This window comes from Micrococcus sp. 093350064-1, assembly GCF_053627955.1.
In genome coordinates, this window is sequence record NZ_JBSEYU010000002.1 from 317,977 (window position 1) to 334,622 (window position 16,646).

The following is a 16,646-nucleotide window of genomic DNA, read 5'->3' on the forward strand; positions in this document are numbered from 1 at the left end:
GGTCCTCCAGCCTAGGGCGCGGGTCGGTGGACCGTGCCGCTGTTCGCGGTGGGCGGTGCTCGTAGACTGGCCGGGCCCGCAGCGTCGCCCGCCGCGGGCCGTCCCACTGCCGCCAGGAGTCCGCAGCCATGAGCACCACCCCCGCCGCCCCGGACGCCGCCGGAGCACACCCCGCCGGCCCGTTCCAGACGCGCGCCGGCGCCTACGCCCTGATCGTGGACGGCGGCCGCGTCCTGCTCAGCTCGTGGCAGGGGCCCGAGTTCCTGCAGTGGACGCTGCCCGGCGGCGGCATCGAGCTCGGCGAGAGCCCGGAGGAGGCGTGCCTGCGCGAGGTCTGGGAGGAGACCGGCCACACCGCCGAGCTCACGGGCCTGCTGGGCGTCACGACCGGGACGATCCCGGTGGAGAAGCGCCTGCGGGGCGAGCCGCTGCCCCTGCTCACCGTGCAGGTCCTCTACACCGCCCGCATCACGGGCGGCGTCCTGCGCCCTGAGGTCGGCGGATCCTCGACGGACGCGCGCTGGTTCGACCTCGCGGAGCTCAGCGAGCTGCGCACCGCCTCCTGGGTCACCGAGGCGCTCGCCCGTGCCGGGGTGGACACGTGAGCCGCCCCGCCCACCGCCGCCCGACGGCCCTCGCCGCCTCCGCCCTCGCGCTGTCGCTGGCCCTGGGGGCGTGCGCGCGGCAGGCGGACGCCCCGCCGACGCCCTCCGCGTCAGGCACACCGATCACGGTCGTGCACGGCGGCGAGGGCCTGGAGGGCGCCGTCGCGGCGGTCCTGGCCCGTCACCTGCGCCTGCACGGCCACGCCGTGGCGGACGAGGACGGCGTCGCCGTGGAACAGCCGGCGTGGTCCGCCGCCGGCGGGGACACGGTCGCCGTCGTGGACACCCTGGCCCTGGCCGTCGCCGCCGACCCCGCAGTGGCGCTGCCGTCCCCGCCGCCGCCGACGTCGACGCCGTCGTCGACGCCGACCGGGACGGAGGCCGGCCCGTCCGCGGACGCCGTGCCCACCCCCTCGGCCACCGCCTCGACCGCCGCCCCGAGCCCCACCGCGCTGCCCGTCGGCGACCCCGCGGCCGACGCCCAGGCGGCAGGGCGCGTCCTGGAGACGCTGCTCGCCGGGCAGACGTCCGCGGCGGGGACACCGCAGGACGAGGCCCCGGCGGTGCTGTCCTCGTCGGCGGGCGTGCTGCGCCTGACCGCGGTCGTCACCCAGACCACCGCGGCCCGGCTCGAGCTCGAGTCGATCACGGACCTCAACGGCCGGTGCGAGTCGCTCACCGCCGTCGCACCCCCGCCCCTGACCGCCGCGGCGGACGCGGCCACGGCCCTGCGCGCCCGCCTGGACCGCCTCGCCGGCTGCCGACCCGAGACCTGGCTGGCCGACACCGAGGACCCGAGCGCCGCCCTCGTCGCGGACGAGGCCCAGGTCGCGCTGCTGACCGACACGGATCCGGAGATCGACGCGAACACGCTCGCCCCGCTCGAGGACGACGGCCGCGTGCTCCCGGAGGGGCGCCTGACCGCCGTCGGCTCCGCCGCGACGCTGGATGACGACGCCGAACGGCGCATCGCCGAGGTGATGTCCGCCCTCGACGGCGACGGCCTGCGGGAGCTCGAACGGCTCACCACGGGCGCCGACCCGCTTCCGGCCGCCGAGGCCGCGCAGTACTGGCTGGTGGACCAGGGCCTGGAGGACGCGCCCGAGGACTGGTTCGTGCCCCGCGGCTCCTGGTTCTGATCTCGCACGGGGGCGGGGTGCCGGCCCGCGTCGCACGAGCTCGACTGTGATGCACACCGCCCGGGGGGTGCCATGATGGGGGCATGCCCACCCCGCATCCCCGCCAGATCCGCCAGTCCGCCAAGCTGCTGAACGTCCGGTACGACGTGCGCGGCCCCATCCTGGAGGAGGCGCAGCGGATGGAGGCCGCGGGCCACCGGATCATGAAGCTGAACATCGGCAACCCGGCCCCGTTCGGCTTCGAGGCGCCGGACGCCGTCCTGGCGGCGATGCACCAGCACCTGCCGCACGCGCAGGGCTACTCGGACTCCAAGGGCATCTACTCGGCGCGCACCGCCGTCTCGCAGTACTACGAGTCCCGGGGCATCCGGGACATCGGCGTGGACGACGTGTTCATCGGCAACGGCGTCTCCGAGATGATCACGATGGTCCTCACGGCCCTGGTCGACGACGGCGACGAGATCCTCGTCCCCTCGCCCGACTACCCGCTGTGGACCGGCGCCACCACCCTGGCCGGGGGCCGGGCGGTGCACTACCGCTGCGTCGAGGAGGAGGGCTGGGAGCCCGACCTCGAGCACATCGAGTCCCTCGTCACGGAGCGCACCAAGGGCATCGTCCTGATCAACCCGAACAACCCCACCGGCGCGGTCTACTCCCGCGCCGTGCTGCAGGGCATCGTGGACGTGGCCCGCCGCCACAACCTCGTCCTCATGGCGGACGAGATCTACGAGAAGATCACCTACGACGGCGCCCGCCACATCAACGCCGCCGGCCTGTCCGACGACGTGCTCACCCTGACGTTCTCCGGCCTGTCCAAGGCGTACCGGGTGGCGGGCTACCGCTCCGGCTGGGTGGCCGTGTCCGGGCCGAAACACCGGGCCGCCGACTTCCTCGAGGGCCTGACCCTGCTGGCCAACATGCGGATGTGCGCCAACGTGCCCGCGCAGCACGCCATCCAGGTGGCACTGGGCGGCTACCAGTCCATCAACGACCTCGTCCTGCCCGGCGGCCGGCTGCTCGAGCAGCGCAACCTCGCCCAGGACCGCCTGAACGCCATCCCCGGCGTGTCCGTGCAGCCGGCCCACGGCGCCCTCTACCTGTTCCCGCGGCTGGACCCGGAGGTCTACGCGATCGACGACGACGAGGCGTTCGTCATCGAGCTGCTGCGGGCGAAGAAGATCCTCGTCTCGCACGGCGGGGCGTTCAACTACCCGCACAGCGACCACTTCCGGCTCGTCACGCTGCCCAGCGTGAAGGACCTGAGCGTGGCCCTGGACCGCCTCGAGGACTTCCTCGAGGACTGGAGGGAGCGCCATGGCTGACACCCCGGCCGCCGAGGCGGGCCGACCCGCCCGCCCCACCGACGACGGCGTCTTCGGCGCCCCCGCCCGGGAGCTGTTCGCCGCCCGCCGCGGGGACGAGGTCCGGGGCCCGGCCGACGTCGACGCCGCCGCGACGCCCGGCTACGGCGGGGACAAGGCGAAGGGCAAGAAGGACCTGGCCGCGCGCGGCGCGGTGCTCGCCGACCTGCAGGAGCTGCTGTTCGCCCAGTCGGTGCGCCACGCGCCCGTGGGGGAGGTGCCGTCCCTGCTGGTGATCCTGCAGGGCATGGACACCGCCGGCAAGGGCGGGATCATGCGCCACGTGATCGGGGCGATGGATCCGCTGGGCGTCCACGTGCACGCGTTCAAGGCGCCGACCCCGGAGGAGCGCGCCCACGACTTCCTGTGGCGCATCCGACCGCACCTCCCGCGGCCCGGCCTGGTCTCCGTGTTCGACCGGTCGCACTACGAGGATGTGCTCGTGCACCGCGTGCGCGGGCTCTCCCCTCTGGCCGAGGTGGAGGAGCGCTACGGGGCCATCCGCGAGTTCGAGGCGGCCGTGCGCGCCGCGGGGACACGGATCGTCAAGGTGATGCTGCGGATCTCGCCGGAGGAGCAGGCCAAGCGCCTGCTGGCCCGCCTGGACGACCCCACGAAGCACTGGAAGTTCAGCGAGAGCGATCTCGATGACCGCGCGTACTGGGACCAGTACATGGACGCGTACCGGATCGCGATCGAGCGGACGGACACCGAGGACGCGCCGTGGTTCATCGTGCCGGCGGACCGCAAGTGGTTCGCGCGGCTGGCGGTGCAGCAGCTGATCATCGAGACCCTGCAGGGGATGGGGCTGGACTGGCCGAAGGCCGACTTCGACGTCGCGGCCGCCCGCCGTCGCCTGCTGGCGGGCTGAGCGCCGCCGTCGTCGCGCTGGGCGGGCAGTGGTGGCCGGACCTTGCCGAGCACGGGGCCGCGGTGAGTCGATGTACGGACACCGGGCGCCGCAGAGGCGCTCCGGATCCGATCCGAAAGGTGGACCCATGACTGAGAACGCCAACCAGAATGCCCCGCTGACCGGCAAGACCGTCGCGTTCCTCGCGACCAACGGCGTCGAGCAGGTCGAGCTGACCTCCCCGTGGGAGGCCGTGATCGCCGCGGGTGCGACCCCCGTGCTCGTCTCCTCGAAGTCCGGCACCATCACCGCGATGAAGTCCGACTGGGAGCACGGCGAGTCCTTCGAGGTGAACACGACGGTGAAGGACGCCAAGGCCGAGGACTTCCACGGCCTCGTGATGCCGGGTGGCACCCTGAACGCGGACACCCTGCGCATCGACAAGGACGTCCAGGCGTTCGTGCGTGCCTTCTTCGAGCAGCACAAGCCGGTGGCGGCCATCTGCCACGCCCCGTGGACCCTGATCGAGGCCGGCGTCGTGGACGGTCGCCGTCTGACCAGCTACGCGTCCCTGGAGTCTGACCTGAAGAACGCGGGCGCCCAGTGGGTGGACGAGGAGGTCGTCGTGGACAACGGGCTGACCACCTCGCGCACCCCGGACGACCTCGACGCCTTCAACGCCAAGCTCGTGGAGGAGCTGGGCGAGGGCAAGCACGAGGACCAGACCGCCTGACCGACGTCGGGAGCAAGCCGCGTGGGGGCGGGGGCCGATGGCCCCCGCCCCCGCCGTTTCCCGAACGAAAGCACCGCGGAGGCCGCCGTTTCCCGAACGAAAGTGGGGGGCGGGGTCAGTCGGCGTCGGGGGCGGCCTCGCCGCGCACCTGGTCGAGGCGGGCGCGGGCGCCGTCGAGCCAGGCCTGGCAGCGGTCGGCCAGCGCCTCCCCGCGCTCCCATAGGGCCAGGGACTCCTTGAGACCGGCGCCACCGGCCTCCAGCCTCCCCACGGTCTCCACCAACTCGGCGCGCGCCTGCTCGTAGCTCATCCGGGCCACGTCCGAGACGTCCGCGGAGGTGAAGCCCTCCACACCGCTGGGGCGGCCCGCGTCCTGCGTCTGCTCCATGCCCTGTTCACTCATGCCTGTCGTGTCCTCTCGTGGGATGGGGTCGGGGTGGTCCGATGCGTCGCGACGACGTCCGCGGCGATCCGCCCGGCCGCCACGAGGATGTCGAGCCGGTCGTCCGGGGCGACCTGGTCCGCGTCGCGCACGACCTGTCCGGCGTGCTGGACCACGGCGTAGCCGCGGTCGAGAGTGCGCTGCGGGGACAGGGCGCGGACGCGGGCGCGCAGCTGCGTGAGGGCGTCCTCCTCGCGGACGAGCCGGTGGCCCAGGGCGGACCGGCCGCGCTCGCGCCACCGGTCCGTCTCCTCCTGCCGCGTGTCCACCATCACGTGCGGGCGGGCCAGCACGGGCCGGGAGCGCAGGGCCGCGAGCCCCTCGGCCTCGGCGCGCACGCGGCGCTCGACGGCCGAGGCCAGCCGCAGGCGCGCGTCGGCGAGTCCCGCGGCCTCCTGGGCCGCGTCCGGCACGATCCGCTTGGCCGCGTCCGTGGGCGTGGAGGCGCGCAGGTCAGCGACGTCGTCGAGGACCGGGCGGTCCGCCTCGTGGCCGATCGCCGACACGACGGGCGTGCGCGCCGCCGCCACGGCGCGCACCAGTGCCTCGTCCGAGAAGGGGAGCACGACCTCCTCGAGCGCGCCGCCGCCGCGGGCGATGACGATGACGTCCACGGCCGGGTCGGCGTCGAGTTCGGCGAGCGCGGCGGCCACCTGCCGCGGGGCCTCGGCGCCCTGCACGGCGACCTCACGGATCTCGAACTCGGCGGCGGGCCAGCGCAGCAGGGTGTTGCGCAGCACGTCCTTCTTCGCGTCCGAGTCACGGCCGGTGATGAGCCCGATCCGGCGGGGGAGCAGGGGCAGCGGCCGTTTGCGCGCGGGGGAGGTCAGCCCCTCCTCGGCGAGGGCCCGGCGCAGCAGCTCCACGCGGGCCAGCAGATCGCCGAGGCCGACCGGGCGCATCTCCTGCACGTTCATGGACAGGCGCCCGGCCTTGAGCCAGAAGTTCGGCTTCACGCGCGCCACCACGCGGGAGCCCTGCTGGACGGTCCCGTCCAGGGTCATGGCGACGTTCCGCCAGGCGGTGAGCGGCAGGGAGACCTCCTCCTCGAGGTCCCGCATGGTCATGTAGACGTTGCCGCGGTTGTTCTTGAACTCGATCAGCTGGCCCTCGATCCACGTGGCGGGGGCGCGCTCGATGTGGGCCTTGAGGTTCTCGGAGAGCCGGCGCAGGGGCCACGGCCGCTCGGCGGAGGTCTCGCCCGCGCGGGCGGGTGCCGAGACGGGCACGTCCGACGCCGCCGAGGCGCCCTCGGTCACGGGCTGGTCCATCCCGGTCCCTCCTGTCCGCGCCCGGTCCGCCCGGGCACGGGCCCACCGTACCGCCCTCGCCGGACGCGCAAGACGGCGCCCCGGTGTCCCCCGAGGCCGCCGCCGACCCGGTCGGGGCGCTCAGACCGGGGAACCTCCGGCCAGGATCGGTACGCTCGACGGGGTCGGAACGGAACGGAAAGGACCCCATGCGCACCACCCTCAGCCTCCTCGTCGCGGCCCTGGCGGGCCTGCTGGCGGTGCTCGCGACGGCCGGCGCCCTCGTCGACGAGGCGACGCACCGCCCGGAGCTGCTGCGCGGGGTGACGGAGCAGGTCGCCGTGGACCCCGAGGTCCGCGCCGCCGTGCCGGGGGTGATCGACGACGTCGTGCACGACGCCGTCCCCGAGCAGGTGCCGGACCCGCTGGCCCAGGCGGCCGAGGACCTGCTGCGCCCGCTGGCCCAGCGCGTGGCGGACGACCCGCAGGTGGTGCAGGGCTGGTCCGACACCGCTGACGAGGCCCGGCGCGCCTGGCTCGCCCAGCTCGAGGACCCGCAGGGCGCGGACGAGCCCGGCTCGGGCGCGGACGTGACCATCCCGTTCGGTCCCGTCGCACAGTCCGGGATCACCGCCGCCCTGGGCGACATCGAACGTGACCTGCGCGAGGACCGGTTCGACCTGCCCGGGCAGGCGCTGCTGGAGACGATCGCGGGCGCGGACGTCGGCGACTGGGCCGCGGACACGCTGCTGGCACCCCTGTACGACCGCGCCGCGGACCTGCGGGACAGCACCGCGCTGCGCATGGACGCGCGCATCGACGCCCTGGCCGGCACGGATCGGGCCACCGTGCACCGCTGGGTGGACGCCTCCGCGCACTGGCGTTGGGCTGCCGCCGCCTCCGTGCTGGCGCTCGTGGGCGCCCTGCTGCTCGCCCCCCGAGGGCGGCGGGGCCTCGCCGTGGCCGTGGCGGGTGCGGTCGCCCTGGCCGGCGGACTGATCGGCGGCGCCCGCCTGGGTCCGGACGCGGTCCACCTCACGGCACCCGAGGGGGCCTCCCCCGGGGTGGCCGCGTTCGTCCAGCAGATGGAGGAGGCCGCCCGCCCGGCGTTCGCGGCCGCCGTCGCCCCCTACCCCCAGACCCTGACCACCCTGGGCTGGATCGTGCTGGCCGCGGGCCTGCTGCTGGCCCTGGCCGAGCTGTGGGTCGCTCGGCGTGGCCGGGTCCGTGCCGCCCGGGCGGACGGTCCCCCCGCGGTGGGCCGCTCCCACACCGCCGCCGACGTCACGTCGCGCTGAGCCCGCGGCGAAGCCCGGGCCCGGTCTGCGTCCCGGCCGATAGCATGGAGGGCATGTCCGCTCCCTCCGTCTCCGCCCGTCCGTCCGCCGTCGGCCTCGGGATGCCGCAGGTCCCGCGCGTTCGTCGTTCCCGTGAGGAGGTGGAGGCGGCCGCGCCCGTGTCCGGTGAGAAGCGCGTGCTGCTGGCCGCCCCCCGTGGCTACTGCGCCGGCGTGGACCGTGCCGTCGTCGCCGTCGAGAAGGCCCTCGAGCACCACGGCGCCCCCGTGTACGTGCGCAAGGAGATCGTCCACAACCGGCACGTCGTGGACACCCTGACCGAGCGCGGCGTGGTGTTCGTTGACGAGCTGGACGAGGTGCCCGAGGGCGCCCTGACCGTGTTCTCCGCGCACGGCGTGTCCCCGGCCGTCGTCGAGGAGGCCGCCCAGCGCAACCTGCGCACCATCGACGCCACGTGCCCGCTCGTGACCAAGGTGCACCGCGAGGCCGTGCGCTTCGCCAAGCAGGACAAGCGGATCCTGTTGATCGGCCACGACGGCCACGAGGAGGTCGAGGGCACGTTCGGCGAGGCGCCCGAGCACACCACGGTGATCAACGACGTCGCCGAGGCCCGCACCGTCCAGGTGGAGGACCCGGACAACCTGATCTGGCTCTCCCAGACCACGCTCTCCGTGGACGAGACCCTCGAGATCGTCTCCGTGCTGCGCGAGCGGTTCCCGAACCTGCAGGACCCGCCCTCGGACGACATCTGCTACGCCACCTCCAACCGGCAGGCGGCCATCAAGTCGATCTCGCCGGAGTGCGACCTGGTGATCATCGTGGGCTCGGCGAACTCCTCGAACTCGGTGCGCCTCAAGGAGGTGGCCGCGGAGTACGGGGCCTCCCGCGCCGAGCGCGTGGACTTCGCCAACCAGGTGGACGAGTCCTGGTTCGAGGGCGTGGCCACCGTGGGCCTGTCCTCGGGCGCGTCCGTGCCCGAGGTGCTGGTCCAGGAGGTGCTCGCGCTGCTGGCCGAGTACGGCTACGGGCAGGTGGACGAGGTGGTGACCGCCGAGGAAGACATCATCTTCTCCCTGCCCAAGGAGCTGCGCGCCGAGATGAAGCGCGTGGGCGACGACGGGCGCGCCCTCGGCGGACGCCGCCGCGCCGCCGAGGCCTGAGCGCGCCCCTCGTCTCCTCGCTGAGGCCCGCAGACTCGCCGTCACGACGCCGGCGAAGCGGCGAGTCTGCGGGCCTCGGCGTGCCCGGGCCTCAGCGTGCCGGGCCGGCGGGTGGTCAGGACTCAGAGTCCGAAGACCCAGACGAGCAGGGTCATCGACGCGATGGAGATGAGCACGGCGGCGATGATGTTCAGCCACACGCCGCCCTTCACCATCTGGCCGATGGTCACATAGCCGGAGCCGTACGCGATGGCGTTCGGCGGGGTGGCCACGGGCAGCATGAACGCGCAGGTCGCGGCGAGGGCGACGGGCGCGGCCAGCATGAGCGGGGCGACGCCGGTGCCCAGGGCCACGCCGGAGGCGACCGGCAGGAACGTGGCCGCGGTGGCCGTGTTCGAGGTCATCTCGGTCAGTAGCAGGATGCCGACGGAGGCGATCACCACGAGCACCCACACGGGGATGTCACCGAAGCCCTTGACCTGCTCACCGAGCCACGTGGACAGGCCCGACTTGGAGAACTGACCGGACAGGGCCAGGCCGCCGCCGAACAGCAGGAGCACGCCCCACGGCAGGTCCTTCGCGGCCTCCCAGTCGAGGAGGCGCACGCCGCGCCCGGCCCCGCCACCGGCCGGCAGGAGGAACAGGATGAGTCCGACGACGATGGCGATGGCCGCGTCCGAGAGCAGCGGGGACTCCAGGTCCAGGACGTATTCGGAGATCAGCGGCACGGTGATCCAGGCCAGCGCGGCGAGGACGAAGACGGCGAGGACCTTGGCCTCGGGGGCGCTCATGCGGCCGAGGCGGGCCAGCTCGGTGGCGATCAGGTCGCGGCCGCCGGGGACCTCGTCGATCTCCGGGCGGAACAGCACGCGGGTGAGCAGGAACCAGCACGCGAAGAGCAGCACGACGGCGATCGGCACGCCGACCAGCATCCACTGGCCGAAGCCGATCTGCACGCCGTGCTCGGCGGCCATGTGGCCCGCGAGCAGGGTGTTGGGCGGGGTGCCGATGATGGTGCCGAGCGAGCCGATGGACGCGGCGTACGCGATGCCGAGCATGAGCGCGGTGCCGAAGTTCGACTTCGTGAGGGAGCGGATCTCGGCCTGCGTGGGGGCCTCGCCGGCCGCGGATGCGGGCGCGGCGGGGCGGTCGACCTGGTCCGCTCCCTCGTCCGCAGTCAGGGCGCCGTCCGTGCCGTAGCGCTGGACGAGCACGAGGATGGACACGCCGATGGGGAGCATCATCACGGCGGTGGCGGTGTTGGACACCCACATGGAGATGAACCCGGTGGCGATCATGAAGCCCAGGATGAGATTCACGGTCCTGGCGCCCATGAACTTCAGGACGCCGAGCGCGATGCGCCGGTGCAGGTTCCAGCGCTGCATGGCCAGGGCGAGCATGAAGCCGCCCATGAACAGGAAGATGATGTTGTTGCCGTAGCTCGCGCCGACGGCGTCGAAGGTGATGCCGCCGTCGGACTCCTCGGCGGGCACGCCGAGCGGGAAGACGACGAGCGGCAGCAGGGCGGTGGCGGGGATGGGCAGGGCCTCGGTCATCCACCACACGGCCATGAGCACCGCGGTGGCGGCGACGAGGCGGGGCCAGACGCCGAGGTCGCCCGGCATCAGCAGGAACAGGGCGACGGCGAGCAGGGGGCCGACCACGAGGCCGATGATGCGCTTGACGTTCTCGCCGCCGGGCAGCGGCTCGTCACGCATGCCCGGGGAGAGCTCGTGTTCGAACTCCTGGGCGGCCGCTCGGGGGTCGAAGCGGGAGACGTGCTCGTTGACGTTGCTCGGCGGGGGGAGTGGGCGGGACTCCATGGGGCCTCCTCTTCAGGTCAGGCCCTTGGCGCGGCCTGGCAATTCTCTGTGAGTTTCACGGTAGCAAGTGGCCCGGGACACGGAAAGACGACGTCGGGGCCGCGACGGCCCACCCGCCCGGCCCCCGTGCGGCCCCGCTCACGCCTCCCGCGCCGACTCCGCCCGACGACGGCGCAGCTCGTCCTCCTCCACGCCCGCGACCAGTTCCGGGGCGGCCAGGGGCCGGGGCGCGGACTCGAGCGTGCGGATGTCCGGCGTGGGGGCCAGGCCCGGGTCGGCGTCGCGGAGGCGCCGGGCGGCGGGGAGCACGCGCGACTCGACGCTGCCGACGAGCTGGTTGTAGCGGTCCACGGCGGTCTTGAGGGAGCCGCCCATGCGGTCCAGGTGAGTGCCGAGCGTGCCGAGACGCTCGTAGAGGTCCTTCGCGCTGGCCACCACGGTGTGGGCGTTCTCGGCCAGGGTGTCCTGCCGCCACGCGTAGGCCACGGACTTCAGGGCGGTCAGGAGGGAGACGGGGGCGACGAGCGCGACGTTCCGGGAGAACGCGTGGTCCAGCAGCCCGGGGTCCGCGTCCAGCGCCGCGGCCAGGAGCGACTCGGCGGGCAGGAAGCACAGGACCAGCTCGGGGGAGTGCTCGAGGCCGTCCCAGTAGGACTTCGCGGAGAGCTGGTCCACGTGGCGGCGCACGGCCGCGGCGTGCTGGGCGGCCAGCGCCTGGCGCCGCTCGTACGCCTCCTCGCCGGGCTCGTCCGCGAGGGCCTCGGCGGCCAGCGCGTCCCCGATGGGGGCCTTGGCGTCCACGGCCATGGCCTTGCCGCCGGGCAGGGACACCACGAGGTCCGGGCGGAGGCGCTCGCCGTCCCTGCCGGACAGCGTGGCCTGCTCCGTGAAGTCCACGTGGTGGAGCATGCCCGCCGCCTCGACGACCCGCCGCAGCTGCGCCTCGCCCCAGTGGCCCCGCGCGGAAGTGGACTTGAGCGTGGCCATGAGCGACGTGGTCTGGTTCAGCAGGTCCCGGTCGGTGGCTGCGGCGGCGCGGAGCTGCTCCCCGAGCCGGCCGAACTGGGACGCCCGATCCCGTTCCAGCACGCTCACCTGCTCCTGGAGCGCCGCCAGCCGCTGGCCCAGCGGCGCGAGCGTGGACATCACCTGGGACTCCGCGCGTTGGCGTTCGGCGTCCTCGGCGCGCGCGGCCGTGAGCGCACGCTGCTCCGCCCGGGCGGCCGCGAGCGCCTCTCGCGCCCCCTGGTGCTCGGTGCGCAGCGCGGCCAGCTCGGCCTGGGCCCGGCGGGCCTCCTCACCGCCGTCGGCCGCCCGGCGCCACATGAGCCACGCGCCCAGCAGGGCGCCCAGCACGAGTCCGAGGGTGAGGGCGAGCAGCAGGCTGAGGATCTCCATGACCCCACCCTCGCAGGCTGCACGGACACGGTAGGCCGCGGCGCGCCGTCGTCGTGGCGGGCGGCTCAGCCGAAGAGCGGGTTGGGGCCGTTGGCCACGACCTGCGGGTCGCCGTCGACGCGGGCGGCGATGCCCGCCGCGGCCACGCCGGGCAGGTACGGGAAGACCATGCGGGTCGAGGCCAGGGCGGCGGCGTCGAAGGCCTCCACCGCGACGGCCGGGCGGGGTCCGTCCGCCGTCTCGATCTCGCCGTCGAACACGGCCACCGCCCGCGTGGGGCGAGGGCTGATCTTCGCGACCGTGGCGGCCGCCTGCTCGGGCTGGAGGTCCGGGTGCTCCCACATGCCGCGCTGGCCGTCGGCCGTGACGGCGAGGATTGTGGGGGCGAACACGGGCTGCCGGCCGAGCGTGTTGAACACGTGCTCCACCGCGAGGCTGATCAGCGGCAGCAGCTCGCCGCCGGGAGGCGTGGGGGTCGGTCCGGTGGGCGTCGGGGTGCTCATGGGGCCGAGGCTACCGGCCCTGTCCGACGGCGCCCACCCGCGCCTAGCGTGAACCCATGCAGCTCACCATCGCCCCCGGGGACATCACGGCCACGCACGCGGACGCCGTCGTCAACGCCGCCAACTCCACCCTGCTCGGCGGCGGAGGCGTGGACGGCGCCATCCACCGGCGTGGCGGTCCCGAGATCCTGGCCGAGTGCCGCCGCCTGCGCGAGACCGACCTGCCGGAGGGGCTGCCCGCCGGCCAGGCCGTGGCGACGACGGCGGGGCGCCTGCCCGCGCGCTGGGTCATCCACACGGTGGGCCCGGTGTGGGCCAAGACGATCGACAAGTCCGACACCCTCGCCTCGTGCTACCGCGAGTCCCTGAAGGTGGCGGCCGGGCTCGGCGCCCGGACGGTCGCGTTCCCGGCGATCTCCGCGGGGATCTACGGCTGGCCCATGGAGGACGCGGCGCGGATTGCCGTCGAGACCTGCCACGCGATGGCGGACGAGGTGGGCGACACCGTGGACGAGGTGCTGTTCGTGCCGTACGGCGAGACGGCGGAGGCCGCGTTCCGTGCGGCGCTCGGGCACCTCGAGGCCCCCCAGACCACCGATGACGAAGGAGACACCGGACGATGACCATGCGTTTCTGGACCAGGACCGTCGCCGTGACTGCGGCGAGTCTGCTCGCGCTCACCGGCTGCGCGACGGGAGGGGAAGAGGCGGCGACGTCGTCCTCCCACGGCGGGCACGCGGGCCACGCGATGGACGGCGGCCCCGCCCCCGAGGGCATCGAGCCCGCCGCGGACCCGGCCCACCCCGTGGGCACCGAGGTCACCCTCATGGCGGACCACATGCCCGGGATGGAGGGGGCCGCCGCCACCGTCGTGGGCGCGTACGAGACCACCGCCTACTCCGTGGACTACCGGCCGACGACGGGCGGGCCCGAGGTGACGGACCACAAGTGGGTCGTCCAGGAGGAGCTGGAGGACGCGGGCGCCGAACGCCTGCCCGACGGCGCGGCGGTCACCCTCGCGGCTGACCACATGCCGGGCATGCAGGGTGCGGAGGGCACGGTGCACTCCTCGACGGATGAGACCGTCTACATGGTGGACTACGAGTCCGACGGCATGCGGATGAGGAACCACAAGTGGGTGGTGGAGAGCGAGATCGCCTCGGCGGGCTGACCCCGGGCCGGGAGGGTCCTGACCGCCCGCCTGGAAGTTGATCGAACTTCACGTAGATTTCTGGAATAGGCTCGCCGGGCGTGCTGTTGTAGTGGTCAGACGCCGCGGTGTCAGCGGCGCCCACCCGAATCCCGAGGAGAGTGAACCGACATGGCCCGTCCTATCGATCCGTTCCGTGAGATGGAGCGCCTGGTGAACGGTCTGACGCCCCGCGCGACCGGCACCGTGTCCATGCCCATGAACCTGTACCGCGAGGGCGACGTCTTCGTCGCCGAGGTCGAGCTGCCCGGCGTCGACCCGGCCTCCATCGACGTGGACGTGGAGGAGCGCACCCTCACCGTCCGCGCCGAGCGCAAGGAGGACCCGGCCCGCGAGGACCGACGCTGGCTCACCCGTGAGCGTTCCGCCGGCACCTTCGCCCGCCAGCTCACCCTGGGCGAGGGCCTCGCCCTCGACCGCATCCAGGCCGACTACAGCGACGGCGTCCTGACCCTCACCATCCCGGTGGCGGAGCAGGCCAAGCCCCGCAAGATCTCCGTCACCCACGGCGGTGCTGCCCCCGTGGCCGGGCAGACCGTGGAGGGCGAGACCGCCGAGACCACCGGCGAGTGACCGGCCTCTGACGGAGCCGCGCGCGGCCGGCGTGACCGGCGCGCGGTCCGTCCCCCGAACGCAGATGCGGCGGGCCCCCCACCGGGGGCCCGCCGCATCTGCGTGGCGGTCAGGCGCGATCGGCCAGGATCAGCTGCGCCGCCTTCTCACCGATCATGACGCACGTGATGTTGGGGTTCACGGTCACGTGCTCGGGCATCACGGAGGCGTCGGCCACGCGCAGACCCGTCACGCCCTTGACGCGCAGGCGGGCGTCCAGGGGGCTCATGGCGTCGTCGTCGGCGCCCATGCGCACCGAGCCCACCGGGTGGTACACGGTGTTGTGGGTGCGGCGCACGTAGTCGGCGATCTCCTCGTCCGTCTGCGCCTGCTCGCCCGGGGCCAGCTCGCGCCCCGCCCACGCCGCCATGGCCGGCTGGGAGACGATCTCCCGGGCCAGTCGGATGCCGGCCACCGCGACGGCCATGTCATGGCCCTCCGGGTCGGTGAAGTAGCGCGGGTCCACGGCCGGCTTGTCCCGGTAGTCGTTGAAGCGCAGGCGCACGGTGCCGCGGGACTTGGCGTCGGGAGGGCCCGGCGGCCCTGCGGTCTCGGCTGTCGTCCTCTGGTCGGCAGACACGGGTGTGCTTACTGTCGACGGGGTCTGGGCGGCCCGTCCACCCTACGGATCGGTCATCTGGACGGGGATGCGTGCTGGGCGGTGCGGGTCTCTGGGTTCCGTGGGCACGCCGGGCTGGGGCTGGGGCTGCCGGGCCCCGTGGCCGCCGGGCCTCTGGGTTCCGTGGGCAGAAAAGCAAGGGTTTCTGCCCCCGGAAGCGAAAACCCTGCCGGTTCTGCCCCCGGAACAGGGGAGAGCGCGCTTTCTGCCCACGGAGCGGGCGGGGCTGCCGGTTCTGCCCACGGAACGGGGCCGGTGCGGGACGCCTCCGCCGCGGCGGGCCCGCCGGTAGACTGCCGGACTGTGGCTTTGACTATCGGATTCGTGGGACTGCCCAACGTGGGCAAGTCGACCCTGTTCAACGCGCTGACGCGCCAGACCGTGCTCGCGGCGAACTACCCGTTCGCGACGATCGAGCCGAACGTGGGCGTGGTGAACCTGCCGGACGAGCGGCTGCCCCAGCTGGCCGAGATCTTCGGCTCCGAGCGCATCCTGCCGGCCACGGTGTCCTTCGTGGACATCGCCGGCATCGTGAAGGGCGCCTCGGAGGGGGAGGGCCTGGGCAATCAGTTCCTGGCCAACATCCGTGAGGCCCACGCGATCGCCCAGGTGGTGCGCGCGTTCGACGACGGCGACGTCGTCCACGTGGACGGCAAGGTGGACCCGGCCTCGGACATGGAGACCATCAACACCGAGCTGATCATCGCGGACATGCAGACCGTGGAGAAGGCGATCCCGCGCGTCGAGAAGGAGGTCAAGGGCAAGAAGAAGGAGCCCGCCGACCTCGAGGCGCTCAAGGCCGCGCTCGCGGTGCTGGAGCGGGGCGAGACGATCTTCGCGGCGAAGGACAAGGACAAGCTGGACATGGACCGGCTGCGCGAGCTGAGCCTGCTCACCGCCAAGCCGTTCATCTACGTGTTCAACTCGGACGAGGGTGTGCTGGGGGACGAGGCCAAGCAGCAGGAGCTGCGCGATCTGGTGGCCCCCGCCGACGCCGTGTTCCTGGACGCCAAGCTCGAGTCCGACCTCGTGGAGCTCTCCGAGGAGGAGGCCGCCGAGATGCTGGAGATGGCCGGGCAGGACGAGTCCGGGCTGGACCAGCTGGCCCGCGTGGGCTTCTCCACCCTCGGCCTGCAGACCTACCTGACGGCCGGGCCGAAGGAGACGCGCGCGTGGACCATCCCCGTCGGCGCGACCGCTCCGGAGGCCGCCGGCGTGATCCACACCGACTTCCAGCGTGGCTTCATCAAGGCGGAGATCGTGAGTTTTGATGACCTGATCGCCGCCGGGTCGATGGCCGATGCCAAAGCCGCCGGCAAGGTGCGCATGGAGGGCAAGGACTACGTCATGAAGGACGGCGACGTGGTGGAGTTCCGGTTCAACGTGTGATTCGTTGAAATCATGCGGTTTTTGGCGCCGTTAGTCTGTGGCATGACGCAGAATTATGGCGAGCCTATGGCAGTCGTGTCGTAGCGGTGGATGCCCTCACTGGCTGGTTCTGGTGGGGGCTTCGTCGTCTGTGGGACGTATGCACGTAACGTATATGTGGCACCCTCGGTCATGCCGCGTGAGCGGTCATGTGGTTCATGATCAGCTCGCACTCCACCGGGGCTAATCGGCCTACACTCATGACCTAAACGTAG

General features: G+C 73.2%; 16 protein-coding genes and 1 pseudogene. 11 read left to right on the forward strand and 6 right to left on the reverse strand.

The window, feature by feature from the left end; genetic code table 11:
- The first annotated feature begins 128 nt into the window (after positions 1-128).
- The 5 genes from ACUW6W_RS03590 to ACUW6W_RS03610 all read left to right on the forward strand — a co-directional run bounded on the left by ACUW6W_RS03590 (position 129) and on the right by ACUW6W_RS03610 (position 4,688).
- On the forward strand, positions 129-605 hold the full coding sequence (locus tag ACUW6W_RS03590) for an NUDIX hydrolase (protein ID WP_036316610.1): 477 nt from the start codon (positions 129-131) through the stop codon (positions 603-605).
- Positions 602-1,744 (forward strand): glycine betaine ABC transporter substrate-binding protein, encoded by a 1,143-nt coding sequence (locus ACUW6W_RS03595; protein WP_454179819.1) that lies wholly within the window; start codon positions 602-604, stop codon positions 1,742-1,744. Before ACUW6W_RS03590 ends, ACUW6W_RS03595 begins: the two co-directional genes overlap by 4 nt.
- Before the next feature lie 83 nt (positions 1,745-1,827).
- Complete coding sequence (locus tag ACUW6W_RS03600; RefSeq protein WP_136940213.1) at positions 1,828-3,066, forward strand: pyridoxal phosphate-dependent aminotransferase; 1,239 nt, start codon at positions 1,828-1,830, stop codon at positions 3,064-3,066.
- Entirely contained in the window at positions 3,059-3,976 is a 918-nt protein-coding gene (locus ACUW6W_RS03605) for a PPK2 family polyphosphate kinase (protein WP_454179821.1), read from the forward strand. Before ACUW6W_RS03600 ends, ACUW6W_RS03605 begins: the two co-directional genes overlap by 8 nt.
- A 127-nt stretch (positions 3,977-4,103) precedes the next feature.
- Positions 4,104-4,688 carry a type 1 glutamine amidotransferase domain-containing protein gene (locus ACUW6W_RS03610; protein WP_078025889.1) on the forward strand — a complete coding sequence of 195 codons (585 nt, stop codon included), beginning with the start codon at positions 4,104-4,106 and terminating at the stop codon, positions 4,686-4,688.
- A gap of 115 nt (positions 4,689-4,803) precedes the next feature.
- Here the strand turns inward: ACUW6W_RS03610 and ACUW6W_RS03615 are convergent, their stop codons facing one another.
- Both ACUW6W_RS03615 and xseA read right to left on the reverse strand, forming a co-directional pair.
- Positions 4,804-5,091, reverse strand: a complete 288-nt coding sequence (locus ACUW6W_RS03615; protein WP_454179822.1) for an exodeoxyribonuclease VII small subunit — start codon at positions 5,089-5,091, stop codon at positions 4,804-4,806.
- The gene (gene xseA / locus ACUW6W_RS03620) at positions 5,088-6,401 is read right to left on the reverse strand and encodes an exodeoxyribonuclease VII large subunit (RefSeq protein ID WP_036316621.1); all 1,314 of its coding nucleotides are present in this window, start codon (positions 6,399-6,401) and stop codon (positions 5,088-5,090) included. The genes ACUW6W_RS03615 and xseA overlap by 4 nt, the downstream gene beginning before the upstream one ends.
- A gap of 188 nt (positions 6,402-6,589) precedes the next feature.
- Here xseA and ACUW6W_RS03625 point away from each other — a divergent pair, with 188 nt between their 5' ends.
- Complete coding sequence (locus ACUW6W_RS03625) at positions 6,590-7,678, forward strand: hypothetical protein (RefSeq protein ID WP_078025887.1); 1,089 nt, start codon at positions 6,590-6,592, stop codon at positions 7,676-7,678.
- 53 nt (positions 7,679-7,731) lie between these two features.
- Positions 7,732-8,838 (forward strand): 4-hydroxy-3-methylbut-2-enyl diphosphate reductase, encoded by a 1,107-nt coding sequence (locus ACUW6W_RS03630; protein WP_036340356.1) that lies wholly within the window; start codon positions 7,732-7,734, stop codon positions 8,836-8,838.
- Between the two features lie 122 nt (positions 8,839-8,960).
- Here ACUW6W_RS03630 and ACUW6W_RS03635 read toward each other — a convergent pair whose 3' ends face one another.
- From ACUW6W_RS03635 to ACUW6W_RS03645, 3 genes are all read right to left on the reverse strand, one after another.
- The gene (locus ACUW6W_RS03635; protein ID WP_036317039.1) at positions 8,961-10,661 is read right to left on the reverse strand and encodes an SLC13 family permease; all 1,701 of its coding nucleotides are present in this window, start codon (positions 10,659-10,661) and stop codon (positions 8,961-8,963) included.
- 138 nt (positions 10,662-10,799) lie between these two features.
- The gene (locus ACUW6W_RS03640; RefSeq protein ID WP_078025886.1) at positions 10,800-12,059 is read right to left on the reverse strand and encodes a DNA recombination protein RmuC; all 1,260 of its coding nucleotides are present in this window, start codon (positions 12,057-12,059) and stop codon (positions 10,800-10,802) included.
- A gap of 65 nt (positions 12,060-12,124) precedes the next feature.
- Positions 12,125-12,562, reverse strand: coding sequence for a hypothetical protein (locus ACUW6W_RS03645; RefSeq protein ID WP_052001240.1), 438 nt, complete (start codon positions 12,560-12,562; stop codon positions 12,125-12,127).
- Between the two features lie 56 nt (positions 12,563-12,618).
- Here ACUW6W_RS03645 and ACUW6W_RS03650 point away from each other — a divergent pair, with 56 nt between their 5' ends.
- The 3 genes from ACUW6W_RS03650 to ACUW6W_RS03660 all read left to right on the forward strand — a co-directional run bounded on the left by ACUW6W_RS03650 (position 12,619) and on the right by ACUW6W_RS03660 (position 14,345).
- Positions 12,619-13,185 carry an O-acetyl-ADP-ribose deacetylase gene (locus ACUW6W_RS03650; RefSeq protein WP_036340380.1) on the forward strand — a complete coding sequence of 189 codons (567 nt, stop codon included), beginning with the start codon at positions 12,619-12,621 and terminating at the stop codon, positions 13,183-13,185.
- Positions 13,182-13,733, forward strand: a complete 552-nt coding sequence (locus tag ACUW6W_RS03655) for a YdhK family protein (RefSeq protein ID WP_020626858.1) — start codon at positions 13,182-13,184, stop codon at positions 13,731-13,733. Before ACUW6W_RS03650 ends, ACUW6W_RS03655 begins: the two co-directional genes overlap by 4 nt.
- A 150-nt stretch (positions 13,734-13,883) precedes the next feature.
- Positions 13,884-14,345, forward strand: a complete 462-nt coding sequence (locus ACUW6W_RS03660) for an Hsp20/alpha crystallin family protein (protein WP_036317045.1) — start codon at positions 13,884-13,886, stop codon at positions 14,343-14,345.
- A 109-nt stretch (positions 14,346-14,454) separates the two neighbouring features.
- On the opposite strand, the pseudogene ACUW6W_RS03665 reads toward ACUW6W_RS03660, so the two are convergent.
- A pseudogene (locus ACUW6W_RS03665) lies at positions 14,455-14,907 on the reverse strand (GMC oxidoreductase); the annotation flags it as partial.
- Between the two features lie 399 nt (positions 14,908-15,306).
- Here ACUW6W_RS03665 and ychF point away from each other — a divergent pair.
- On the forward strand, positions 15,307-16,392 hold the full coding sequence (gene ychF, locus ACUW6W_RS03670) for a redox-regulated ATPase YchF (RefSeq protein ID WP_036340374.1): 1,086 nt from the start codon (positions 15,307-15,309) through the stop codon (positions 16,390-16,392).
- The last annotated feature ends 254 nt before the right edge of the window (positions 16,393-16,646 follow it).